At 58.6% G+C, this 23,790-nt stretch carries 19 protein-coding genes; 6 read left to right on the forward strand and 13 right to left on the reverse strand.

What is annotated here, in order from left to right:
* The 5 genes from ABUK73_RS19720 (at position 1) to ABUK73_RS19740 (ending at position 5,869) form a co-directional block, all read left to right on the forward strand.
* Positions 1–999: an ABC transporter permease gene (locus ABUK73_RS19720; protein WP_113086143.1), complete on the forward strand. Its 999-nt coding sequence runs from the start codon at positions 1–3 to the stop codon at positions 997–999.
* Positions 996–2,171 carry an ABC transporter permease gene (locus ABUK73_RS19725; protein WP_353578791.1) on the forward strand — a complete coding sequence of 392 codons (1,176 nt, stop codon included), beginning with the start codon at positions 996–998 and terminating at the stop codon, positions 2,169–2,171. Before ABUK73_RS19720 ends, ABUK73_RS19725 begins: the two co-directional genes overlap by 4 nt.
* 70 nt (positions 2,172–2,241) lie before the next feature.
* Positions 2,242–3,450: a glycosyltransferase family protein gene (locus ABUK73_RS19730; RefSeq protein WP_353578792.1), complete on the forward strand. Its 1,209-nt coding sequence runs from the start codon at positions 2,242–2,244 to the stop codon at positions 3,448–3,450.
* A gap of 44 nt (positions 3,451–3,494) precedes the next feature.
* Positions 3,495–4,721 carry a glycosyltransferase gene (locus tag ABUK73_RS19735; protein ID WP_454892398.1) on the forward strand — a complete coding sequence of 409 codons (1,227 nt, stop codon included), beginning with the start codon at positions 3,495–3,497 and terminating at the stop codon, positions 4,719–4,721.
* A complete protein-coding gene (locus ABUK73_RS19740; RefSeq protein ID WP_353578794.1) occupies positions 4,703–5,869 on the forward strand; it encodes a glycosyltransferase family protein in 1,167 nt (388 codons plus the stop codon). The genes ABUK73_RS19735 and ABUK73_RS19740 overlap by 19 nt, the downstream gene beginning before the upstream one ends.
* Positions 5,870–5,879: 10 nt before the next feature.
* Here the strand turns inward: ABUK73_RS19740 and ABUK73_RS19745 are convergent, their stop codons facing one another.
* Together ABUK73_RS19745 and ABUK73_RS19750 are read right to left on the reverse strand one after the other, a co-directional pair.
* Positions 5,880–7,112: an FAD-dependent oxidoreductase gene (locus tag ABUK73_RS19745; protein WP_353578795.1), complete on the reverse strand. Its 1,233-nt coding sequence runs from the start codon at positions 7,110–7,112 to the stop codon at positions 5,880–5,882.
* A gap of 21 nt (positions 7,113–7,133) precedes the next feature.
* Positions 7,134–7,826 carry a phosphatase PAP2 family protein gene (locus ABUK73_RS19750; protein WP_353578796.1) on the reverse strand — a complete coding sequence of 231 codons (693 nt, stop codon included), beginning with the start codon at positions 7,824–7,826 and terminating at the stop codon, positions 7,134–7,136.
* Between the two features lie 132 nt (positions 7,827–7,958).
* On the opposite strand from ABUK73_RS19750, the gene dxr reads away from it, so the two are divergent.
* Positions 7,959–9,158 (forward strand): 1-deoxy-D-xylulose-5-phosphate reductoisomerase, encoded by a 1,200-nt coding sequence (gene dxr / locus ABUK73_RS19755; RefSeq protein ID WP_353578797.1) that lies wholly within the window; start codon positions 7,959–7,961, stop codon positions 9,156–9,158.
* 65 nt (positions 9,159–9,223) lie between these two features.
* On the opposite strand, the gene ABUK73_RS19760 is transcribed toward dxr, so the two are convergent.
* The 11 genes from ABUK73_RS19760 to ABUK73_RS19810 form a co-directional block, all read right to left on the reverse strand.
* Positions 9,224–10,879 carry an OFA family MFS transporter gene (locus tag ABUK73_RS19760; RefSeq protein WP_353578798.1) on the reverse strand — a complete coding sequence of 552 codons (1,656 nt, stop codon included), beginning with the start codon at positions 10,877–10,879 and terminating at the stop codon, positions 9,224–9,226.
* Between the two features lie 356 nt (positions 10,880–11,235).
* Positions 11,236–13,257 (reverse strand): sensor histidine kinase, encoded by a 2,022-nt coding sequence (locus ABUK73_RS19765; RefSeq protein ID WP_353578799.1) that lies wholly within the window; start codon positions 13,255–13,257, stop codon positions 11,236–11,238.
* Entirely contained in the window at positions 13,250–14,635 is a 1,386-nt protein-coding gene (locus ABUK73_RS19770) for a sigma-54-dependent transcriptional regulator (RefSeq protein ID WP_353578800.1), read from the reverse strand. The genes ABUK73_RS19765 and ABUK73_RS19770 overlap by 8 nt, the downstream gene beginning before the upstream one ends.
* 144 nt (positions 14,636–14,779) lie before the next feature.
* Positions 14,780–15,613 carry a formate dehydrogenase accessory sulfurtransferase FdhD gene (gene fdhD / locus ABUK73_RS19775; protein ID WP_353578801.1) on the reverse strand — a complete coding sequence of 278 codons (834 nt, stop codon included), beginning with the start codon at positions 15,611–15,613 and terminating at the stop codon, positions 14,780–14,782.
* A 248-nt stretch (positions 15,614–15,861) separates the two neighbouring features.
* Positions 15,862–16,272: a F0F1 ATP synthase subunit epsilon gene (locus ABUK73_RS19780; protein ID WP_353578802.1), complete on the reverse strand. Its 411-nt coding sequence runs from the start codon at positions 16,270–16,272 to the stop codon at positions 15,862–15,864.
* Between the two features lie 72 nt (positions 16,273–16,344).
* Entirely contained in the window at positions 16,345–17,802 is a 1,458-nt protein-coding gene (atpD, locus tag ABUK73_RS19785) for a F0F1 ATP synthase subunit beta (RefSeq protein WP_062452903.1), read from the reverse strand.
* 24 nt (positions 17,803–17,826) lie between these two features.
* Entirely contained in the window at positions 17,827–18,705 is an 879-nt protein-coding gene (locus ABUK73_RS19790; protein WP_353578803.1) for a F0F1 ATP synthase subunit gamma, read from the reverse strand.
* A 28-nt stretch (positions 18,706–18,733) separates the two neighbouring features.
* Positions 18,734–20,263, reverse strand: a complete 1,530-nt coding sequence (gene atpA, locus ABUK73_RS19795) for a F0F1 ATP synthase subunit alpha (protein ID WP_045230844.1) — start codon at positions 20,261–20,263, stop codon at positions 18,734–18,736.
* Positions 20,263–20,829 (reverse strand): F0F1 ATP synthase subunit delta, encoded by a 567-nt coding sequence (locus ABUK73_RS19800; RefSeq protein WP_353578804.1) that lies wholly within the window; start codon positions 20,827–20,829, stop codon positions 20,263–20,265. The genes atpA and ABUK73_RS19800 overlap by 1 nt, the downstream gene beginning before the upstream one ends.
* Before the next feature lie 260 nt (positions 20,830–21,089).
* Positions 21,090–21,476, reverse strand: coding sequence for an AGROH133_08824 family phage infection protein (locus ABUK73_RS19805; protein ID WP_353578805.1), 387 nt, complete (start codon positions 21,474–21,476; stop codon positions 21,090–21,092).
* Between the two features lie 65 nt (positions 21,477–21,541).
* On the reverse strand, positions 21,542–23,773 hold the full coding sequence (locus ABUK73_RS19810; RefSeq protein WP_353578806.1) for a primosomal protein N': 2,232 nt from the start codon (positions 23,771–23,773) through the stop codon (positions 21,542–21,544).
* Positions 23,774–23,790 lie beyond the last annotated feature (17 nt).

Genomic DNA, 23,790 nt, shown 5'->3' on the forward strand with positions numbered 1-23,790 from the left:
ATGCTCAGATATATTCTAGGGCGCCTGCTCGTGATGATCCCCACTCTCATCCTGATTTCGATGCTGGTCTTCACCATCATCGAATTGCCACCGGGGGATTATTTCGAGAGCTATGTCGCAGAGATGCGGGCCATGGGCGAAACCGCCAATCTGGCCGAAATCGAGGAACTGCGCGCCCGTTACGGCTTCGATCAACCGGCGCCGATCCGCTATTTCCGCTGGGCGACCGGCATGCTGGTGGGTGATTTCGGCTTCTCGTTCGAATACCAGCTGCCCGTCAACGAGGTCGTGGGCGACCGTCTGTGGCTGACCATGCTGGTCTCCTTCGTGACCATCATCGTGACATGGGTGCTGGCTTTCCCTATCGGCATCTATTCCGCCACGCATAAATACAGCTGGGGCGATTATGGCCTGACATTCCTCGGGCTTTTGGGCATTGCCATTCCCAACTTCATGCTGGCCCTGATCCTGATGTATTTTGCCAATATCTGGTTCGGCACCTCCATCGGTCACCTCATGGACCGTGAGTATCTGAACCAGGCAATGAGCTGGGCCAAGTTCAAGTCCATTCTGGAACATCTCTGGATACCGGTTCTCATCATCGGCACAGCGGGAACCGCGGGCATGATCCGCCGTTTGCGGGCTAACCTGCTGGATGAGTTGCAGAAACAATATGTGGTGACGGCACGCGCCAAAGGCCTGCATCCGTTCAAGGTTCTGACGAAATATCCGCTGCGCATGGCGCTCAACTTCTTCATCTCGGATATCGGCTCCATTCTGCCTGCCATCATCTCCGGCGCAGAAATCACTGCCGTCGTTCTATCGCTGGAAACGACCGGCCCGATGCTGATCCGCGCGCTGCAAAGTCAGGACATGTATCTGGCCGGTTCCTTCCTGATGTTCCTCGCATTTTTGACGGTGATCGGCGTGCTTATCTCCGATATTGCGCTTGCCATTCTCGATCCGCGCATCCGCTTTGGGGGTGGTAACATAAAATGACCTCCTCCATTCCAAAGCCCGGCGAACCCTTGCCGCACTATGTCTCGACTGCGCCTTTCGATCCCAATCTGGTGGAGCCGACCACCTCTGGTGCTGCGGCCTTCAGCAAGGCATCACAGTTCAAGCTGATGTGGTGGCAGTTTCGGCAGCACAAGCTGGCGGTCTATTCCGGCGCGTTTCTGCTGTTCGTCTATCTGTCGATCCTGATCTGCGAATTTCTGGCACCCTACAATCTGCACACGCGCAACGTCGAAAACATCTATGCGCCGCCGCAGGCCATCCATCTCTTCCACGATGGCCAGTTCGTCGGTCCCTTCGTTTACGGACGAAGCATGAGCCTCGACATGGAAAACCTGCGGCGCGTCTATACCGACGTGCCGACGGATGTGCAGAAAATCCGCTTCTTCTGCCGCGGCGATAATTATACCTTCTGGGGCCTGTTCGACAGCAATGTGCATCTGGTCTGCCCCGCCGAAAATGGCCAGATGTATCTGCTGGGTACAGACCGTCTGGGTCGCGACGTTCTCTCGCGCATCATCTATGGCGCCCGCATTTCGCTGACCATCGGCCTCTTCGGTGTCGCCATGAGCTTCGTTCTCGGCATCGTGATCGGTGGTCTCGCCGGTTATCGCGGCGGCGTCTTCGACCTCATCGTCCAGCGCATCATCGAGGTGCTGCAATCGATCCCCAGCATCCCGCTGTGGCTGGCGCTGGCCGCCATCATGCCGGTAACCTGGAGCCCGATTCTCGTCTATCTCGGCATCACCCTCATCCTTGGCCTTCTGGACTGGACCGGCCTTGCGCGCGCGGTGCGCTCCAAACTGCTGGCGCTGCGCGAGGAAGACTATGTTCTGGCCGCGCAATTGATGGGAGCCAGTACACCGCGTATCATCGGCCGGCATCTCATACCCGGCTTCATGTCGCATCTCATTGCCTCCGCGACGCTGACCATTCCGGGCATGATCCTCGGCGAGACGGCACTCAGCTTCCTTGGCCTTGGCCTTCGCCCGCCGATCACAAGTTGGGGTATTCTGCTCACAGAAGCGAGAAGCGTGAGCGTGATTGCCCTGTATCCATGGCTTCTTCTGCCCACCGTGCCGGTGGTGCTCGTCATCTTGGCCTTTAATTTCTTTGGCGATGGACTACGTGATGCGGCAGATCCCTTTAAATAACCACGGACCGTCCAGTGACATATCGACCCTATACGACGCGCTATCAGAGCCTGGACAAGAGGTGCCACCCGTGAGTACCCGTCTGAACGATGTCCGTATTCTCATGTACAGCCATGATAGTTTCGGGCTTGGGCACCTGCGCCGCTGCCGCACCATTGCCCATGCGCTGGTGGAGGATTATCGAGGTCTCAACGTCCTTATCATCTCTGGCGCCACCATCGCCGGCGCGTTCGACTATCGCGCCCGGGTCGATTTCGTCAAAATCCCCAGCGTCATCAAGCTCAGAAACGGTGAATATACATCGCTCGACCGGCATATCGATCTTCAGGAAACGCTGAAAATGCGCCGCTCGATCATCTACCACACCGCAGAAAGCTTCCAGCCGGATATCTTCATCGTCGACAAGGAGCCCATGGGCCTGCGCGGCGAGGTGGAGGAAACGCTGACCTATCTCAAGGAGAAAGGCACCAAGCTCGTGATCGGTCTTCGCGACGTGATGGATGCGCCGCAGCTTCTGGAAGCCGAGTGGAAACGCAATGATGTCTTGAGCAAGATCGAGCGCTATTACGATCACGTCTGGGTCTATGGCCCGCCTGATTTTCACGATCCGCTAATGGGGCTGGATGTGCCGTCCAGGGTGCGCGACAAGATGGATTTCGTCGGCTTCCTTCAACGCTCGAAGACACAGTCCGAAAATCCGTCTCAGCGCACGGACGGCGACTATATTCTGGTGACCACCGGCGGCGGTGGCGATGGCAGCGAATTGATCGATGACGTCATCAATGCCTATAAGGCCGACCCGGAACTGACGCAAAAGGCGCTCATCGTGCTCGGCCCCTATATGCCGGGCGAACAGCGCCAGCGCTTCATGCAGAACACCTCCGATATTCCCTATATCGAGATCATCGAATTCGATAATCGCATGGAAGATATCGTTGCGGGCGCCAAGGCGGTCGTGTCCATGGGCGGCTACAATACGGTCTGCGAAATTCTCTCCTTCGACAAGCCAGCCCTCATCGTGCCGCGCATCGTACCGCGTGAAGAGCAGTTGATCCGGGCAAGCCGTGCGTCGGAACTCGGTCTGTTCGACATGCTTCTACCCGAGGAAGCGGAAGACCCGAAGAAGATGGCGCAGGCGCTCAAGGATTTGCTCCACCGCGCACCACCGTCGGCCAATGGCAAAGACCTCAAGCTCGACGGGCTGGAAAACATCTCCAGACGCATTGCCGAGTGGCTTCAGCCGGAAGATGCTGTCAAAGTTCTTCCCGCCACCGCCTGATTTCAGAAAGAGACGCGGATATCGTGACCGTCAAAAAGAAAATCATGGTTCTTCTGAAAGGATATCCGCGCCTTTCGGAAACCTTCATCGCGCAGGAACTTCTGGGCCTAGAAAAGGCAGGGCTGGAGCTGGAACTCGTTTCCATGCGCCGCCCGACGGATAAGAAGCGTCACCCGGTGCATGATGAAATCCGTGCCAACGTGACCTACCTGCCGGAATATCTGCATGAGGAGCCGTTGCGGGTGCTGAAAGCGCTCTGGGCCTGCCGCCGCAAGCCCGGATTCGGCTTGGCGCTTCGTCGTTTTCTCCACGATCTGCGCCATGACTTTACCCGCAACCGCTTTCGCCGCTTCGGACAGGCCGCCGTGCTGGCGCATGAGTGGCCAGTCGATGCAGGCTGGCTGCATGTTCACTTCATACACACACCCGCTTCCGTCGCCGCTTATACACATCTGATCACCGGCATTCCCTGGACGATCTCGGCGCATGCCAAGGATATCTGGACCTCCAGCGACCGTGACCTCGCCAACAAGCTCGACAGCGCCCGCTGGGCCGTAACCTGCACCGCGAGCGGTTTCAGGCATTTGCAAAATCTCGCAAGCGACAAGGAAAAGGTGCACCTCAGCTATCACGGCCTAGACCTCACGCGCTTTCCCCATTTCGAAGGCCCGCGTGCTCCGCGCGATGGCTCCGCTCCCAATGATCCGGTGCGCATTCTCAGCGTCGGCCGCGCCGTGAAGAAAAAGGGCATCGACATTCTGTTGCGTGCCCTCGCCGCTCTGCCAGCGTCGCTGCATTGGCGCTTCACCCATATCGGTGGCGGTGACGAGTTGAGCAGCTTGAAATCGCTGGCAGACGAACTCGGCCTTTCCGACCGTATTGTCTGGACGGGTGCCATGGATCAGAGACAGGTGCTGGACCACTATCGGCAAGCCGATCTCTTCGCGCTTGCCTGCCGCATCACCAGCGATGGCGATCGCGATGGATTGCCGAATGTCTTGGTAGAAGCTGCCAGCCAGAACCTTGCCTGCATTTCCACCAACATTTCGGGCATTCCCGAATTTTTCATCGATGGCGAAAACGGATTGCTGACTGAGCCGGAAGATGCGACTGCTTTTTCGCAGGCTCTGCAAGCGGCGATCACCGACCCCAATCTTCGGGCACGTCTTGGAGCGGCTGCGGAAAACCGCGTGCGCACCTCGTTCGATCACCGCAACAGCATTACCGAACTGAAGGCTCTGTTCGAGCAGGAATGGGAGAAAGCCGTTTGACCGTCGCACAATCCGCGCCTCGCGTTTTTTTCTACGTTCAGCACCTTCTCGGCATCGGCCACATCGCCCGTGCAAGCAGGGTGGCGCGCGCGCTCGTAGCGGATGGTTTCGACGTGACACTGGTCACCGGCGGCACACCCGTTCCCGGCTTTCCGGGCGAAGGCATCCGCCACATCGAACTGCCGCCGATTGCCGTCAGCGATGGCAGCTTTTCCGGGCTGGTGGATGCGACAGGCAAGCCGGTGGATGATGCCTTCAAGGATGATCGTACGAGCATGCTGCTGGGTGCCTATCGCGGAGCACGGCCCGATATCGTCATCATCGAAGCCTTTCCCTTTGGCCGCAGGCAGGTGCGTTTCGAACTCATGCCGCTTTTGAGTGCCATCGAACACAGCCTGGAGCGTCCGCTGGTGATGACATCCCTGCGCGATATCCTGCAGGAACGTGCCAAGCCCGGCCGCGACGAAGAGACGATAGCGCTCGTCAAAACGCATTTCGACACCGTTCTAGTGCATGGCGACCCGAACTTCGTGCGGCTGGAAGACACCTTTCCGCTGGCCGACCAGATCAGCCAGCGCATCGTCTATACCGGCCTTGTCGCCCCTTCCAAGCCGGAACCGCCGAAAGAACGTTTCGATGTCGTGGTTTCAGCAGGTGGCGGAGCGGTTGGAGCGACGCTGATCCGCGCCGCACTCGACGCCGCCCCGATGATCGATCAGGTCAAAAGCTGGTGCCTCATCACCGGACCCAACATGCCGCAGGCGGATTTCGAGGCGATTTCGGCGCAGGCTGGCAATGGCATATCGGTCTTCCGGTTCCGCAAGGATTTTGCCAGCCTTCTGTCGGGCGCGAAACTGTCCATCTCGCAGGCGGGTTACAACACGGTCTGCGATATCCTGCAGGCGAAATGCCGCTCGCTGCTTATTCCGTTTGCGGCAGGCGGAGAGACGGAGCAGGGCGCACGCGCGTCCCGCCTGGCGAGACTGGGCCTCGCCCATGTGCTGGAAGAAAGCGCCATATCACCGCAATCCATGGCAAAGGCCATTGACGATGCACTGAAACTGCCGGAGCCGGGCAAGATCGATCTTAATCTGGATGGCGCGGCAGGAACTGCCAGAATATTGCGCCGCCTCTACGACGAGCGATAATTCCGCACCATCAATATTTGAGCTTTTCCCGTCGGAAACCGAGCCCGATCAGCCTTCCTGCCAGATGGGCGAGCAGCGGAAAACGCATGATGGCAAGGACGAAGGCGGGCGGGCCTTTTGCCCGTTTTGCATCCGCCTGATCCTTCTTGTTCTTGCTGCGCATCATCAATTGCAGGCGCTGCGTGGCTTTGGTGGGGAAGGAGCGGCGTTTCTCGATGGCGGCCAGATCGACATCGGTGATGGACCGCCCGGACGATAGAACCGGGACCAGAACATTGGCTGTTGCCACCGCATCCTGAATGGCCAAATTGACGCCCACACCGCCAATCGGCGACATGGCGTGAGCGGCATCGCCAATGCAGATCACCCCCGGCTTCCACCATTGTTTCAGGCGGTCGATGCGCACCGTCAAAAGCTGGGCGTCGTCCCAACTCTTTATCTCCGACAGGCGTTCACGCGGCAGCGGGCAGACTTCGGCAACCCGCTCCCGAAAAGCCTCCAGCCCCTTGGTTTTGATGTCCGCGAAAAAGCCTTTGCGCACCACATAACCGCACTGCCAGTAATCGCCACGGTCTATCAGCACGAAACCCTGTTGCGGACCGGCATGGCCCATGGTTTCGGTCGGATCACCCGGCTGTTTCGACAGGCGCATCCACAGCACTTCGGTCGGCACGCCAAAACGCTCAATCTCCAGCCCTGCCTTGTCCCTGATGACGGAATTGCGCCCATCCGCGCCAACCACCAGATCCGCTTCGATGGTGAGCGGACCATCCGGCGTCTCGACCCGAAGGCCATGAACCCTGCCGCCTGTTTGAAGCAGGTCCGTGACCGGCGCGCTCATCAGCAACCGGAAATTCTCATATTGCCCGGCCTTCCCGGCGATGAAATTGAGGAAATCCCATTGCGGCATAAAGGCGATGAAGCGGTTCTTGACCGGCAGCCAAGAGAAATCGGCAATCGTCACCTTCTGATCCCCGATCTCCGCATGCAGCTGCCTTGCTTCGGTATGGGGTAGCGCCAGAAACTCCTTAATGAAGCCCAGCTGCTCGATGATCTCGAGTGTCGAGGGATGGATGGTATCGCCACGGAAATCCCGAAGAAAATCGCCATGTTTTTCGATGACGGTCACATCCACATTGGCCCGCGCCAGAAGAAGCCCAAGCATCATCCCGGCAGGCCCACCGCCCGCGATCGCGACGGTCGTTTTGATCGACCGCACCGCTTCCATGTCCCTATTGTCCATCGGCGATCCTCCTGCAACCGCTCAAAGGGCGGGGCGTGGTGCGTTTTTCGGATGCGGCCAGCCATGTTCATCGAAGCGGAACAGCCATTCGGAGCGCGCGAAGATAAAAGCGAAGGCCATTGCCGTCCATGTCCCCAGAAGCAGACCCGCTGCCACGTCGCTTGGATAATGCGCACCGACGATCACCCGCGATACGCCGATGACCAGGGCAAGAGCGATGAAAACGAAGCGGAAGCGCGGCACCAGCATCAGGAATGCGCCAAAGAACGCGCCCGCCGCCGCAGAATGGCCAGACGGAAAGCTTTCATAAAGATTGTCGCCGGTGAAGGGTGTCAGGCTGTAGGCACCCATTTGCATCAGCAATTCAGGCCGCGCCCGACCGATGACGAATTTGAGCAGATGCACGAGAATGCTGGCGGTGCCGATGGTCAAAAAGAAATACAGCAACAGCCGCCACGCCGTTCTTATACGGCTGCCATAGGAACTGCTCACAAACACCCGCGCCGCGATATAGGCAATGATTGCCAGAAGACCGGTGCTGTAGAGCATCCAGCGAAACGTGCCAAAGTCGGTGATCGCATTGTTGAAGCCGACAATCGGGCCTGGAAGTGCCTGGGCGCGCTGTGAAATCAGCGGATCAAACGGAATGAAGACCAGCACCAGAACGAAGGTTGCTGCCAAAATCCAACCGCTGGAAACAAAAAAGCGCCGCATACCGTTCCTGTGCCTCAACTGCTTGAAATATGTGGGCGCAGGAAGGCAAAGACAAGTGCGGCTTTCTCCTTGTTATGCTCATCTTTGACTTGTAAACGCTTCGATGACCTCATTGAGAAGAACCGGATTGATATGACGCACCCGCAGGGCCCGAATTCACCCGAAAAACTGACTGTGCTGGGCTCCACCGGCTCCATCGGCACCAGCACGCTGGATGTCATAAGCCAGCTTGGCGGGCGGGAACGGTTCGATGTCATGGCACTGACCGGTGCGGGCAATATCGCGCTTTTGGCCGAACAGGCGCGCGCCGTCGGTGCCCGCCTTGCCGTGACTTCGGAAGACAGCAATTACCAGGCCCTGAAAGACGCATTGGCTGGCAGCGATATTTCCGTTGCAGCAGGCCAAAGCGGCTTGCAGGAAGCCGCCAGCATGGAAGCCGACTGGGTGATGGCAGCCATTGCCGGAACACCGGGTCTGGAGCCGACGCTGACGGCGGCCAGCCGTGGAGCAAACATTGCACTCGCCAACAAGGAATGCCTCGTTTCCGCCGGTGACGTTTTCATTCGCACCGTGGCCCAAGGCGGCGGTCAGCTGATCCCGGTGGATAGCGAACACAGCGCCATTTTCCAGTGCCTGGAACCCGCCAACAAGGCGAATGTCGAACGCATCGTTCTGACGGCATCCGGCGGTCCCTTCCGCACATTCACGCGCGAGCAGATGGCGGGCGTGACGGCAGATATCGCCCGCGCCCACCCCAACTGGTCGATGGGCCTGAAGGTCTCCATCGGCAGCGCCTCGATGTTCAACAAGGCGCTGGAAATGATCGAGGCGAAATATCTCTTCGATCTGACACCTGACCAGATCGAGGTCATCATTCATCCGCAGTCCATCATTCATTCCATGGTGGCTTATACGGATGGATCGGTCATCGCCCAGCTGGGCTGCCCGGATATGCGCACGGCCATCGCCTATGCGCTGACCTATCCCGCCCGCGGCGAGATCGATGTCGAGCGGCTGGACTTTGCCAAGCTCGCACGGCTGGATTTCGAAGCACCTGATGAGACGCGCTTCCCGGCACTGAGGCTGGCCAGAACAGCGCTGGAACGCGGTGGTGCGCAGGGTGCAGTGCTGAATGCCGCCGATGAGAGCGCGTTTCACGCTTTCGTGGACGGGCAGATCGGTTTTCTCGATATGGCTGATATCGTTGAGATCGTCATGGACCGCATGAATGACGGGCGCTCGGCGCAGACGATTGAAGACGTTCTTGCCGCCGATCAGCAGGCGCGCACTTATGCGCAGGAAACCATTCTGCAAAAGCAAAAGGCCGCATGAAGCGGCCTTTCGTCTTTCGATAAGCCCACCGAGTTCGGCGGACCTATCTTTATGGAAACATCCTATCAGGTGAACAGGACGAATGTCTTCTGCAGGGTGATCCAGATACCCCAGACGATCGGGATACCGACCACAGCCCAGGCAATCGCAGCCTTGGCGTCGAAGCCGCCCTTGCCGATGCCGAAGGAGCCTGTTGGACCGCTGCTGGCTGCAGATGTCTTGGCCTGAAGTGCTGCCACTTCCTCATCCGACATGTACCACTTTTCTGCAAGCGGCTTGACCATGAGGTTGGCGATGAGGCCGAGAACCAGCATGCCGGCCAGAATATACATGGTGAAGTCATAGACCTGCGCGCGCGGAATGCCCGCAGCGATCTGTGCTTCGCGGATGTAGTTGACCACGACCGGACCGATGATGCCAGCCGTTGCCCAAGCCGTCAGCAGACGACCATGGATCGCGCCGACGAACTGAGTGCCGAAAATATCTGCAAGGTAAGCCGGGATGGTTGCGAAACCACCGCCATACATCGAAACGATGATGCAGAGCATGCCGACGAACAGCGCCTTGTTACCAAGACCTGCCGCCCACGGAGCCGATGCGTAAAGCACGATGCCGAGTGCGAAGAAGGTGAAGTAAGTGGCCTTGCGGCCGATACGGTCGGAGAGCGATGCCCAGAAGAAGCGACCGGCAATGTTGAAGACCGAAAGCAGACCGGTGAAACCAGCGGCAATGGCTGCGATCTGAGCCAGCTGTTCAGGCGTCAGGTCCGCGAACTTCACATCGGGAAGACCGATCAGAGAACCGGCGAAGATTTCCTGAAGCATGGGGGATGCCATGCCGAGAACGCCGATACCAGCCGAAACGTTGAGGCACAGAACGAGCCAGATCATCCAGAACTGCTTGGTCTTGTGCGCATTGTTGAGGTGAACGTGGCGGGTGGTGATCATCGAGTTCTTCGCCGCAGGTGCGGTCCAGCCCTCTGGCTTCCAGCCTGCTGGCGGAATGCGATAGCCGAAAGCACCAGCCATCATGAACACGAAGTAGATTGCCGCCATGACGAGGAAGGTTTCCCAGACGCCGATGGAAACATCGGTGCGGAAGTGACGCATCAGCGCATCCGCAAGCGGTGCACCAATCATCGCGCCGCCGCCAAAGCCCATGATGGCCATGCCGGTTGCCATGCCGCGACGGTCCGGGAACCACTTGATCAGAGTGGAGACCGGAGAAATGTAACCGAGGCCAAGGCCGATACCGCCGATGACACCGGCGCCGAACCACATCAGCCACAGCTGGTGGGTCATGATGCCGATGGCAGCAATGGTCATGCCGCCGCACCAGCAGATGGCAGAGACGAAGCCTGCCTTGCGCGGACCAGCGCGTTCCAGCCAGCCGCCCCAGATGGCCGCGGAGCAGCCGAGCAGCACGAAGAACAGCGTGTAGATCCAGCCAAGGTCACTGACGCGCCAGTCGCAGGTCGTCGTGAACAGGGCAGATGCCAGGTTGAGATCGGCGCAGGCGACGGTCGAGGTGATGCCGATTGCCTTGGTGAGCGGCAGCCAGAACACCGAAAAGCCGTAAGCCATGCCGATGCAAAGATGGATGGCCAGTGCTGCCGGCGGAACCAGCCAGCGGTTGAAGCCAGGTTTTGCGATAATTCTTTCGCGGTCCAGAAGACCGGCACCCGCAGCCACTGGCGCGAGCGTTTCGTTGGTCGCAGTCATTGTGTGTCCCTCCATTCACCGCAACAGCCGTGAATTTCGATGTTATTGTTAGCCTCGGGTCTCAGGGCGCGGCCTGCAGCTGAACTGTGCAGACCGCCCCCTGATTCGTCCGAAACAATGTCCCAAGCCCACGGGCCCAGATGCGCGGCGGCTCCTTCTATGGGACGCTCTCACGCAAGGGCCTGATGTGTTGCCTCTTACGCTCCAGCAATTCATGTGCCAGACGGGAAATTGTTATTTATCAAAAGGATAAGAGAAACCGTATCTGCGCATGAGACAAAATGTCCCGCCCATCGCGACAAAATGTCCACAATTCCGCTTTCTTTTCGCCATGTTCTAACGAACTGAAATGCCGCTTAGAGCGCTTGCGGGAGCCAGATGGTGAAGGCCGTTCCAGCGCCGAGCGAACTTTCCACGGTGATCTCCCCACCCTGGCGCGCGATCAGCATCTGGCTAACGGAAAGGCCAAGCCCCGTGCCTTCCTGACGTTTCGTCGTGAAGAAGGGGTCGAAGATACGCGCCACGACATCCTCGCTCATGCCCACGCCCGTATCCGCCACGGTCATGGCCACGCCCTGAGAACCGTGTCGTTCCTCATTGATGCTGCTCAGAGTCAATGTGCCACCTTCCGGCATGGCATGGGCGGCATTGACGATGAGGTTGACGAGAACCTGTTGCAGCTCCGTGCGGTTCATCGCCAGAAGACCGGTCGCATCGTCTTGCCTGATGACCTCGATACCGGCGCGGTTCAGGACGTGCTTGACCAGCGGCATGCAATCCGAAATCACGGTTTCGGGGCTTTGGCGCTCTACATAACCGGCAAACTCCTCCGGCCGAGCAAATTGCAGCAGCTTGCCGACGATCCTGCTGATGCGGTCCACCTGCTCATCGATGAGATTGAATTCGGTCTTTGCGACATTTGCCTGATTGCCCAGCATCGAGCGCGCCACTTCCAGATTGCCCTGAATAACGGCAATGGGATTGTTGATCTCATGCGCCACGCCTGCGGTAATCTCACCGATGGTCGCCAGTTTTTCCGACATGACGAGCTGCTTGGTCGTTGCTTCCAAACGAAGATTGGCGAGCTGCAATTCCTGCGTCCGCTGCTCGACGCGCACATTCAGCTCTTCGTTCCAGGCCCGAAGCTCACCTTCACGCTGCTGAAGCCTCTCCAGCAGTTCATCCAGATGCACGGCCACCTGGCCGATTTCGTCACCCGTCGGCGGCAGGCCCGTGCGTGCGCCGAGATCACCGTCATCGACCTGCGAGATGGTCTGCGTCATGCGCTCCAGCGGTTTGAAGATGCCCCTCGCCCAGCGCAAAAACACGGGAATACTGATGATCGTTATACCCAGAAAGGCCGCGATGACGGAGCCCAGCGTTTCATATTTCGCCTGCGCGAAAGGCGCCTCCAGAAAGCCGACATAGAGCATGCCGACGCGCTTGCCATAGCTATCGACCAGCGGCTCATAAGCGGAAATATACCAGTCATTGACGACGAAGGCGCTGTCCAGCCAGACCTGACCCGCCCCGAGAACTGCGGAATGCACCGCCTCCGAAACCCTCGTTCCCAGCGCCCTGCGGTTTTCAAACAGGCGGACATTGGTGCTGATGCGCACATCATCCAGAAACAATGTTGCCGTGCCCTGGCTGCCTTCCGGCAGGCTGGCCTGCCTGTAGACCAGATCATTGATCGTATCGATGAAATCGAGGTTCTGATTGAGCAGCCTGCCACCCACCAATGCCAGCGCCGGGCTGCCGGGCAAGCGCAGCGGGCTAGCAGCATGGATCATCATGCCGCGCGTTTCGACGGTTCGGTCTTCCTGATGGGCATTGGGTGTCGGCACGAGATCAAGGCGCGCTCTTTGCGCCAGTGACAGAGATAGCGCGACAAGATCCTGCTCCGAAAAAATATCCATCGCATAGGATGCTTTGCCGCCAAGGGCCGCGGCACGCACCGGCCAGTCCACCCGGGTCTTGCCCGCATCCGTGCCGGCACTGGCCGACACATTGCCATTGGCATCCAAGAGGAAAAGAAAATCGAGGCCGAGCTTTTCCCGGTTTTCTTCCAGAAATCTCTTTAATGGGGTTTGGTCTTGCTCGCTGACGATCTCGCGAATCCGCGCGGAGTTGCTGATCGCCTCCAGCCGCTCACCGGTATTTTCGAGGATAGTGGCGAGATACTGATGGGCCACGGTCAGGTCGCTGTTGACCTTGGTGATCAGCAGCGCATCGAACTTACCACTCCAGCGCACCATGGTCACGCCCAGCAGCAGCGGCAGGATGACGAGTGTCGGCAAAAGGGCTATGGCCAGCAGCCGGAAACGCACCGACCGCAAAGGCCCAAAGAAGGTCGCGATGCCCGGTTTGTCAGCCATGCCAGAACGACATCTTGCGGTCTATGGTCTTTCGGGAAATGCCAAGCCGTCGCGCGGCTTCGTCCCTGTTACCCGCGACCTCGTTCAAGACAGCGAGAATATGCCGCCGCTCCACTTCCTCCAGAGTTCCGGAAGCCGCAGACGTAGAAGCGCCACCGCGCAAATCCAGCGGGAAGCGACCGAGAATCAGGCTGCGCTCGATGAAATTGCGCAACTCGCGCACATTGCCGGGCCAATGATAGGCAAGCAGCATGGCCCGCACCGTGTCATCGATGGCAACCTGTGGCATACCGAGTTGTTGCGACAGCTTGTGCATGAAGAGTTCCGTCAGTTCCACCACATCATGCTCCCGATCTCGCAGCGGCGCGAGATAGATTTGCATGACATTGATCCGGTAAAACAGATCAGCCCGGAAGCGCCCCTTCTCCACATCCGCTGCCAGATCTGCATTGGTCGCGAAGATGAAGCGGATGTCTATCGGCACTTCCCGCTCCGCCCCGACAGGGCGGACCTTGCGGTCTTCGATGACCCGCAGCAGTTTGCTCTGCAAGGCAATCGGCATCTCGCCGATTTCATCCAGAAACAATGTTCCGCCCTGCGCATGCAGGAACAGGCCCTCGCGTCGGCTTTCGGCTCCCGTAAACGCACCTTTCACATGGCCGAACAATTCCGTTTCCAGCATATCTGCGGGAATAGCCGCGCAATTGATCGGCACGAAGGGTTTGCCGGATCGGTCAGAAAGATCATGGATGGAATGCGCCAGCACCTCTTTGCCTGTGCCGGACTCACCGGTCAGCAGCACTGATGTCGGCAAGGGAGCGACGCGGCTGATCATATCGCGCGTCTGCTGGATGGTAGCGGAGCTGCCCACCAGACGGTCCCGCAGGAATATGTGGTCAGACGCGGTCTGCAGCTGGTATTTCAGCGCCGAATTTTCCCGCTGCAAATTGGACCGATCCAGCGCCCGCGAGATGGCATTCAATATCTGATTGGAGCGGAACGGCTTCAGCACGAAATCGGCAGCACCGGCGCGAATGGCCTGAATGGCGGTATCGAGATCTGCATAGGCCGTCATCAGGATGGTATCGGCATAAAAACCGATTGCCCTCTGTTCGGCCAGCCATTCGAGGCCGGTTTTCTTCGGCATGATATTATCGAGAATGACGATGTCGAAATGCCGCTCATCCAGCTTGCGCGTCGCCTCAGCCGTATCGGCGGCTTCATCGACAAAGGCACAGCGCGTTTCCAGCGTCCGCATCAAAAAATTGCGCATGCCCGGCTCGTCATCGATGACGAGAACGGAAGCCTTGGCGAGCCAGGGACCGAAATCGGTTTCCGGGGCGGTGGACCGCGTTTTCGAGATCAGATCATGCTGCATGTGGCTCTCCCGAAACCGCAACAGGAAAGCGGTTCGTCAGATATTTGCATGGAGATGCGCGGCTTCCAAATTGGAAACTCCAGCGCCCATTATTGAACTGACGAATATCAAAGCCTTTGAGGAAAGCAAAACGAATGCTGATCTTTACCCCGGCAATTCGCCCTCAAAGCCGTCGATTGTGATCCGGTCCGGGCGGGTGAATATCTCCAGATCGTCTCCACGCACGAGTGCGACGAGCGTCATGCCCGCCTTCTCTGCGGTTTCGATGGCAAGAGCCGTGGGCGCAGAGACGGCGGCCAAGATCGGGCTTCCAAGAATGGCCGCCTTCTGCACCATCTCGACCGAGATGCGGCTAGTGACGACGACGGCACCCGAGGCCCCATGCTGACCGCTGCGCAGAACAGCGCCCGCCAGCTTATCCAGCGCATTGTGGCGTCCAACATCTTCCCGCGCCGCAAGCAATCCCTTCTCGGGTACGTAAAAGCCAGCGCCATGCACGGCCCGGGTCCGGCGGAAAATGGGCTGTGCCTGATGGAGCGCATCCATCGCAGCGACAAGATCATCGGCGCTCAGCGAAAGCTGCGATTGCGAGACGTCTGGAATGGGTCGCACCGCCTGCTCTATGGATTCGATCCCGCACAAGCCGCAACCCACAGGCCCGGCCATGTGACGCCTGCGAATGCGCAGAGCATCCGCCTGCTCATCGAAAAGCGTGACCTGAACATCGAAGCCCTGTTCGGTCTGGAGGATTTCGATCTCGTCAACCTGTGAGGGATTGTCGATGATGCCTTCAGTCAGGCTGAAACCCACGGCGAAATCTTCGAGATCGACAGGCGATGCCATCATCACGGCATGGGTCGAGCCGCCATAGGAAAAGGCGACCGGCACTTCCTCCGGGGCCTCCCGTTGCCCAAGGGAAACGACACCATCGCGCCGCGATATGCGCTTCACCGCTCGATAGGCTGATGGGTTCGACATATCAAAACCTCACTTGGTAGAGAACGAATAAGCTGTTGAGCGGCGCGGCAAAAACATAAAAGGTATTCGAGAACTAGAGAGGATCGCAAGCCAAACACGACCATGCTGCATGAGCGTTGCGTCTCAAACGTTCTTCGGCGCAAAGCCAGCCTCCGGCATCATCCACCCCTAAAAACAAAAAGCGGCCAGAAGGCCGCTTGAAGTTTCCGCTTTGTGGGCAGTCGTTCTTACGAACCCGCCCGGTGCTTTCAAGCGGCGACGAGAACCTCATGCAGGTTCGTCAATTCGTAGAGATGCTTTTCGAGCTTGGTCAGATGCTCGTGGTGATGATTGCCTTCTTCGATTTCCGAACGGGCGGCATCGATACGCTTCTGCAAGTCATCGGCGCTGATGTCGTCGGCAGGCGTCGCAGACTCGGCAAGCAAGGTGCAGCCGCTCTGAACGATATCCGCAAAACCACCGAAGACAACGTATTTGTGTGTCTCGCCGGATGCGAACTTCACCGTCACCAGACCTGGCTTGATCGTGGTCATGACAGGCGCATGATTCGGCAGAACCGTCATTTCGCCGAGCGTAGCCGGAATGACAACTTCAGTGACCGTTTCGGAAACAAGCAGACGCTCCGGAGAAACAAGTTCGAATTTGAAACTGTCGGCCATGGCTATTCACTTCTTTTTTGTTGCGCGACGGACAAAGGCGCGTGCAAAAGCCACGCGCCTTTTTGACGATTATCAGGCGACTTCGCCAGCCATCTTCTTGGCCTTTTCGATGGCTTCTTCCATCGAGCCGACCATGTAGAAAGCAGCTTCCGGCAGGTGGTCGTACTCGCCGTTGACGAGACCCTTGAAGCCCTTGATCGTGTCTTCGAGAGCCACGAGCTTGCCCGGAGAACCGGTGAAGATTTCGGCCACGAAGAACGGCTGCGACAGGAAGCGTTCGATCTTACGAGCGCGCGCAACAGCCAAACGGTCTTCTTCAGACAGTTCGTCCATGCCAAGGATCGCGATGATGTCCTGGAGAGCCTTGTAGCGCTGCAGGGTCATCTGAACCTTACGGGCAACTTCATAGTGCTCTTCGCCAACGATCATCGGGTCGAGCATGCGCGACGTGGAGTCGAGCGGGTCAACAGCCGGGTAAATACCCTTTTCAGCGATCGAACGCGACAGAACCGTCGTTGCGTCCAAGTGGGCGAACGAAGTTGCAGGCGCCGGGTCGGTCAAGTCGTCGGCAGGCACGTAAATGGCCTGAACCGAGGTGATCGAACCCTTGGTCGTGGTGGTGATGCGTTCCTGCATCTGGCCCATGTCGGTTGCCAGCGTTGGCTGATAACCCACAGCGGAAGGAATACGGCCCAGGAGAGCCGACACTTCGGAACCAGCCTGCGTGAAGCGGAAGATGTTGTCCACGAAGAACAGAACGTCCTGACCCTTGTCACGGAAGTCTTCAGCGATGGTCAGACCTGTCAGAGCAACGCGAGCGCGCGCACCTGGCGGTTCGTTCATCTGGCCGTAGACGAGAGCAGCCTTGGAGCCTTCGCCGCCGCCATGCTTGTTCACGCCGGATTCGATCATTTCGTGGTAAAGGTCGTTGCCTTCGCGGGTACGTTCACCCACGCCGGCAAATACCGAGTAACCACCGTGCGCCTTGGCGACGTTGTTGATCAGTTCCATGATCAGAACGGTCTTGCCAACGCCGGCGCCGCCGAACAGGCCGATCTTACCGCCCTTTGCGTAAGGAGCGAGAAGGTCGACGACCTTGATACCGGTGACAAGAATCTGGCCATCCGTCGACTGCTCGACGTAGGATGGCGCTTCCTGGTGAATGGCGCGCTTGCCGGAGGTAACCAGCGGACCTGCTTCGTCAACCGGCTCGCCGATAACGTTCATGATACGGCCGAGTGTCTCAGGACCGACCGGAACGGTGATCGGAGCGCCCGTGTCGCGAACGGCCTGACCGCGAACCAGACCTTCGGTCGAGTCCATGGCGATCGTGCGAACAACGTTTTCGCCGAGGTGCTGCGCAACTTCGAGAACCAGACGGTTGCCGTTATTGTCAGTTTCGACCGCGTTGAGGATCGCAGGCAGGTCGCCTTCGAACGCCACGTCGACAACAGCGCCGATAACCTGCGTAACCTTGCCGGTCGCGCCAGTGATCGCTGCGGTTTTCTTGGGGGTAGCTGCCTTAGCCATTATCCTTACCCTCTTTCCTTAACCTCAGAGCGCTTCCGCGCCCGAAATGATTTCAATCAGTTCCTTGGTGATCTGAGCCTGACGCTGACGGTTATAGGAAAGCGTCAGCTTGTTGATCATTTCACCGGCGTTGCGCGTGGCATTGTCCATCGCGCTCATCTTGGCACCCATTTCGCCAGCAACGTTTTCGAGCAGAGCCCGGAACACCTGAACCGAAATGTTGCGCGGAATAAGGTCTTCCAGAATGGAAGCCGCATCCGGCTCGTATTCGTAAATCGCCGTCTTTGCAGACTGCTCGACATCAACCGCTGGAGCCGCAGCAGGAATAAGCTGCAAACCTGTCGGGATCTGGCTGATGACCGATTTGAACTCGGAATAGATCAGCGTGCAGACATCGAACTCACCGGCGTTGAAACGCGCAATGATCTTCTTGGCGATACCATCGGCGTTCTCGAAACCCACCCGCTTCACGTCACGCAGTTCAATGCGCTCGATGATGTTGGACGAGAATTCGCGACGCAGGCTATCGTAGCCCTTCTTGCCGACAGTCATGATCTTGACCGTCTTGCCCTGCGCGATCAGCTTGCGAGCGCGATCACGGGCAAAGCGGGAAATCTGAGCATTGAAACCACCGCAAAGACCACGGTCAGCCGTGCAGACGACGAGCAGATGCACGTCGTCCTTGCCCGTACCGGTCATCAGAACCGGAGCAACGTCTGCCTCTACCGCCTGAGCGATATTGGCAAGCACGGCACCCATGCGCTGCGAGTAAGGCCGGGCGGCCTCCGCAGCTTCCTGGGCGCGCCGAAGCTTCGCCGCGGCGACCATTTTCATCGCCTTGGTAATCTTCTGCGTCGCCTTTACGGAGGCAATGCGGTTTTTCAGATCCTTTAGTGAAGGCATCCGTTATCCGTCCCAGTCACGAGGCTAATCAGGAGAAAGACTTGGCGAAGTTTTCAAGAGCAGTCTTCAACTTGCCCTTGGTGTCGTCGCTAACAGCCTTTTCCGTGCGGATGGTGTCGAGAATGTCCTTGCCTTCCGAGCGGAGGTAGGACAGCAGACCCTGCTCGAACTTGCTGATGTCTGCAACAGCAACCTTGTCCAGGTAACCGTTCACACCAGCGAAGATCACGGCAACCTGTTCTTCCGTCTTGAGCGGGGAGAACTGTGGCTGCTTGAGCAATTCGGTCAGACGTGCACCACGGTTCAGCAGGCGCTGTGTGGAGGCATCGAGGTCGGAACCGAACTGGGCAAACGCTGCCATTTCACGATACTGGGCAAGCTCGCCCTTGATCGAACCGGCAACCTGCTTCATGGCCTTGATCTGAGCGGCAGAACCAACGCGCGAAACCGACAGACCGACGTTAACAGCCGGACGGATACCCTGATAGAACAGGTCGGTTTCGAGGAAGATCTGGCCGTCGGTGATCGAGATCACGTTGGTCGGAATGAACGCGGAAACGTCGTTACCCTGCGTTTCGATGACAGGCAGCGCCGTCAGCGAACCATTGCCAGCATCGTCACCCATCTTGGCGGCGCGCTCGAGCAAACGGGAATGCAGGTAGAAAACGTCGCCAGGATAGGCTTCGCGGCCCGGAGGACGACGCAGAAGAAGCGACATCTGACGGTAGGCAACAGCCTGCTTGGAAAGGTCGTCGTACCCGATCAGCGCATGCATGCCGTTGTCACGGAAGTATTCGCCCATGGCGCAACCGGCAAACGGTGCCAGATACTGCATCGGAGCAGGATCGGACGCGGTTGCAGCAACGATGATGGAGTACTGCAGAGCGCCACGTTCTTCCAGAACCTTCACGAACTGGGCAACGGTCGAACGCTTCTGGCCGATGGCGACGTAAACGCAGTACAGCTTTTCGCTGTCCGGACCGTTGTCGTGAATGGCCTTCTGGTTGAGGATCGTGTCCAGAATGATGGCGGTCTTGCCGGTCTGACGGTCGCCGATGACGAGCTCACGCTGGCCACGGCCAACCGGGATCAGAGCGTCGATGGCCTTGAGGCCGGTCGACATGGGCTCATGAACCGACTTGCGCGGAATGATGCCGGGAGCCTTGACGTCAACGCGCGAACGGCGCGTTGCGTTGATCGGGCCCTTGCCATCGATCGGGTTACCGAGAGCATCGACCACGCGGCCGAGAAGCTCTGGACCGACGGGAACGTCAACGATAGCGCCAGTCCGCTTGACGGTGTCGCCTTCCTTGATGTCACGGTCGGAACCGAAAATAACAACACCGACGTTGTCGTTTTCGAGGTTGAGTGCCATGCCGCGAATGCCGCCTGGGAACTCGACCATTTCACCGGCCTGAACGTTGTCGAGGCCGTAAACGCGGGCGATACCGTCACCGACGGAAAGCACCTGGCCGACTTCCGAGACTTCTGCCTCGTTGCCGAAATTTTTGATCTGGTCTTTTAGAATTGCGGAAATTTCCGCGGCGCGGATATCCATCAGCCAACCTCTTTCAGTGCAAGCTTAAGGGTGGAAAGTTTGGTGCGAAGAGACGTATCGGTCTGGCGCGAGCCAACCTTGACGATAAGACCGCCAAGAATGGAAGGATCGACGGTCAGCACGACCTTCACATCCTTGCCAGTAACGCCCTTCAGCGCCGCCTTCAGTTCAGTTTCCTGCGCTTCATCCAGCGCATGTGCCGAAGTAACTTCGGCAGTGATCTCACCGCGATGAGCGGCAACGATTTCACGATAAGCAACGACCATGCCGGGAACGGCAAACAGGCGACGGTTGCCCGCAACGACCTTCAGAAAATTCGCAGCCAGACCGGAAATGCCAGCCTTCTCGGCGACTGCGGAAATAGCCTTAGACTGCTCTTCCGCCGAAAAGACCGGGCTCGCAACCAGACGCTTCAGATCCGCGCTTTCATCAAGCATAGCCTGAAACTTGTCGAGGTCGGCACCGACCGCTTCAATCACACCCGCTTCCAGAGCAAGCTCGAAAAGCGACGACGCATACCTTTCCGCTACACCGGATGTTCCATGGGAGGTATCTGCCACGGGCACTTTTTCCCTGCTAATCGTCCAAGAAAGCCAAGCTGAGGACCAGCTCCACCAAATTCTTGAAATCGTTTCAATTTCCCCGAAAAAGGCCGGAATTCCCCCCTGCCTTATCTCGATTTCGCGGTCCGTCTAGCATAGGAAGCCGGGACTCGCAACACGCGTAGTAACGGAAAGTGTCGTTTGGGCAAGAGGGATGACGTTAAATTTTGCGACATTATGCCTCTGACGCTCATATGAGCGGCAAAATTCACGCAAACACCCTCTCAGACCAATCCGAAAACATACATGAGCGGCAAAGCAGCCAGCGCGGCGTGCACAACCAGAAGTAAGCAATTTCGTATTGTTGCGCCTCCGTCGGAGAGAATCGACAGAACCGCACCGAAGACCGCAAGCGCAAAAGACGCCCCGAAAGCCAGATAGACCATGGGCTGCGCGAGAAGCAGCGCGGTGGCTCCGAAACCGAGATAGAAACCCGCCAGAGAGGACCGCAAAAGAACAAGGCCGTCGCGACGTTCACCCAGATATTGAAGACCGAACAGGCGGAACGTCACGCCCGGCGCAAACATGATGACGAGCCCGATGAAGGCGGAAACGGCTGCCGCACCGAAGGCCAGTTGCTCGCCAAATTCCGTTGGAAAATAAAATTCCATGATAGTCCCCAAATCAGTGTCCCCTGCCCGCCTTATGGCATGAAGGACAGGCCATCGAAAGAAGGTCAGAGAAAACTTTGTGGATCGATATCGACCTGCACATGGATCGATCCGCGCTCCTTCGGCCCATTGCCCAGCATGGCGCGCATGAAGGACTGCATGTCCGAGTTTCGCTTGCCGTGGACCAGCAGTCGGAAGCGGTAACGCCCCCGGATCAACGCCAGCGGCGCTTCGGCAGGGCCCAGCAGCATGATGCCGGAAGCTGGGGGCGCAGAGGCACGCAGGCCACGCGCATGTGTTTCGGCTTCCGCGCGCGTATCGGCGGAAATGATGACGGAGGCCAACCGTCCAAACGGCGGCAGCAGGGCCTTTTCCCGCTCGATCACTTCGCGCTCATAAAAGGCTGCGGCATCGCCAGAGACGATGGCCTGCATGACCGGATGCTGCGGCTGATAGGTTTGCAACAGGCCATGGCTCTTCAGGCCCGTGCGGCCAGCGCGCCCTGTGACCTGTGACAAAAGCTGGAAGGTGCGCTCGGCGGCACGCGGATCACCATTCGCCAGACCGATATCGGCATCGACAATGCCAACCAGCGTCATCAGCGGGAAGTTATGACCCTTCGCTACCAGTTGCGTGCCAATGACGATATCCGCCTCGCCCTTGACGATAGCTTCCAGTTCCAGCCGCAGCCGCTTGACGCCCATAAGGTCCGAAGACAGCACGATGGTTCGCGCTTCGGGAAAGTGCTTCTCCACCTCTTCCGCAATGCGCTCCACACCGGGGCCGCAGGCCGCCAGATGATCGAAGGTGCCGCATTCCGGGCAATGGTCGGGCGTCGGCTGATTGTGGCCGCACTGATGGCACTGGAGCTGACTGCGGAAACGATGCTCCACCAGCCAGCTGGAACATTGCGGGCATTGAAAGCGATGGCCGCACACGCGGCACAACGTCAGCGGCGCATAACCACGCCGGTTCAGGAACAGCAGCGACTGCTCGCCCTTCTCCATGGTTTTGGCTACGCCGCGCAAAAGCACCGGCGACAGAAAACCGCCGCGTTCCGGCGGGTGGCGGCGCATATCGACCAGATGCAAGTCCGGCATGGCCGCATCGCCAAAGCGCGTGTGCAGGTGGATGGTGTTGTAGCGGCCTGACGTGCCGTTGACCTGACTTTCCACCGATGGCGTTGCCGATACCAGAACGACCGGGAAATCCGCGATGCGGGCGCGCACCACGGCCATATCGCGGGCATTATAATAGACACGGTCTTCCTGCTTATAAGCCGGGTCATGCTCTTCATCGACAATGATGAGACCAAGATTATCGAATGGCAGGAACAGCGCCGAGCGCGCGCCGGCGACGACGCGCACCTCGCCCGTCACGGCCTGCCGCCAGACTTTTTCCCGCATGCGCGGCGAAAGATCGGAATGCCATTCCGCCGGTTTTGAGCCGAACCGATCCTGAAAACGGTCCAAAAACGAGGCCGTCAGCGCGATTTCCGGCAGCAGGATCAGCACCTGTTTGCCCTGCCGCAAGGTCTCGGCCACGGCTTCGAAATAGACCTCGGTCTTGCCTGAACCCGTCACGCCATCGATCAGCGAAACCGCAAAGCCACCCTTCTTCACGTCCTCCAGAATTTCGGACGCCGCCTGTTTCTGCGGGCCCTCCAGACGTGGCTCGACATAATCAGGGTCAGGCTCCGCCACCACCGCAGGGGCAGGTAGAAATACGGTTTCAAAAACACCCTGCTTGGCAAGACCATCGATGACGCTTGAAGACACGCCAGCGGCATTGGCAAGGCCACTTTTGGTCCAGTCGTGCCCTTCTGCGGCAAGCTCCAGCACCCGTTCGCGCGCAGGCGTCAGCCGTTCAGGGCGCGCTTCCGTCAGCCTCAGGCCTTCGATCATTGGTTCGGGATCGAAAGCGGCGGGGGCACGCAGCGCCATGCGCGCCACCAGCCCCGGCGGCGAGAGCGTATAGGCGGCAACCCAATCGATGAAGCGGCGCATTTCCTCGCGCATGGGCGGGCAATCGAAGGTCTTGGTGATGGGCCGCAACTTCTTCGGATCGACGGCATTGCCATCGCTTTTGTCCCAGACCACACCGATGACCTGTCGCGGGCCCAATGGCACCTGCACGATGGAGCCCGGTTCGACCACCATATCTTCTGGCACCGCATAGCTATATGGCCCCGGCGCGGGCAGAGGCACCAATACGGGTACGGCCGCGACAGGGTCAGACGAAGCGGGCTTGCGCTGATCGAACAGCGCCCCAAACAAATCGGTCGAATCGTTTGCCATGATGCTGGCGACAATGC

The organism is Agrobacterium vacciniicorymbosi (assembly GCF_040427045.1).
Classification (GTDB): Bacteria; Pseudomonadota; Alphaproteobacteria; order Rhizobiales; family Rhizobiaceae; genus Agrobacterium.

What these genes read in the sequence shown, in the direction of transcription:
- ABUK73_RS19720 (WP_113086143.1), top strand. Translation starts at nt 1, where the DNA reads ATGCTCAGATATATTCTAGGGCGCCTGCTCGTGATGATCCCCACTCTC.
- ABUK73_RS19725 (WP_353578791.1), top strand. Translation starts at nt 996, where the DNA reads ATGACCTCCTCCATTCCAAAGCCCGGCGAACCCTTGCCGCACTATGTC.
- ABUK73_RS19735 (WP_454892398.1), top strand. Translation starts at nt 3,495, where the DNA reads ATGGTTCTTCTGAAAGGATATCCGCGCCTTTCGGAAACCTTCATCGCG.
- ABUK73_RS19740 (WP_353578794.1), top strand. Translation starts at nt 4,703, where the DNA reads ATGGGAGAAAGCCGTTTGACCGTCGCACAATCCGCGCCTCGCGTTTTT.
- ABUK73_RS19745 (WP_353578795.1), bottom strand. Translation starts at nt 7,112, where the DNA reads ATGGACAATAGGGACATGGAAGCGGTGCGGTCGATCAAAACGACCGTC.
- ABUK73_RS19750 (WP_353578796.1), bottom strand. Translation starts at nt 7,826, where the DNA reads ATGCGGCGCTTTTTTGTTTCCAGCGGTTGGATTTTGGCAGCAACCTTC.
- dxr (WP_353578797.1), top strand. Translation starts at nt 7,959, where the DNA reads ATGACGCACCCGCAGGGCCCGAATTCACCCGAAAAACTGACTGTGCTG.
- ABUK73_RS19760 (WP_353578798.1), bottom strand. Translation starts at nt 10,879, where the DNA reads ATGACTGCGACCAACGAAACGCTCGCGCCAGTGGCTGCGGGTGCCGGT.
- ABUK73_RS19765 (WP_353578799.1), bottom strand. Translation starts at nt 13,257, where the DNA reads ATGGCTGACAAACCGGGCATCGCGACCTTCTTTGGGCCTTTGCGGTCG.
- ABUK73_RS19770 (WP_353578800.1), bottom strand. Translation starts at nt 14,635, where the DNA reads ATGCAGCATGATCTGATCTCGAAAACGCGGTCCACCGCCCCGGAAACC.
- fdhD (WP_353578801.1), bottom strand. Translation starts at nt 15,613, where the DNA reads ATGTCGAACCCATCAGCCTATCGAGCGGTGAAGCGCATATCGCGGCGC.
- ABUK73_RS19780 (WP_353578802.1), bottom strand. Translation starts at nt 16,272, where the DNA reads ATGGCCGACAGTTTCAAATTCGAACTTGTTTCTCCGGAGCGTCTGCTT.
- atpD (WP_062452903.1), bottom strand. Translation starts at nt 17,802, where the DNA reads ATGGCTAAGGCAGCTACCCCCAAGAAAACCGCAGCGATCACTGGCGCG.
- ABUK73_RS19790 (WP_353578803.1), bottom strand. Translation starts at nt 18,705, where the DNA reads ATGCCTTCACTAAAGGATCTGAAAAACCGCATTGCCTCCGTAAAGGCG.
- atpA (WP_045230844.1), bottom strand. Translation starts at nt 20,263, where the DNA reads ATGGATATCCGCGCCGCGGAAATTTCCGCAATTCTAAAAGACCAGATC.
- ABUK73_RS19805 (WP_353578805.1), bottom strand. Translation starts at nt 21,476, where the DNA reads ATGGAATTTTATTTTCCAACGGAATTTGGCGAGCAACTGGCCTTCGGT.
- ABUK73_RS19810 (WP_353578806.1), bottom strand. Translation starts at nt 23,773, where the DNA reads ATGGCAAACGATTCGACCGATTTGTTTGGGGCGCTGTTCGATCAGCGC.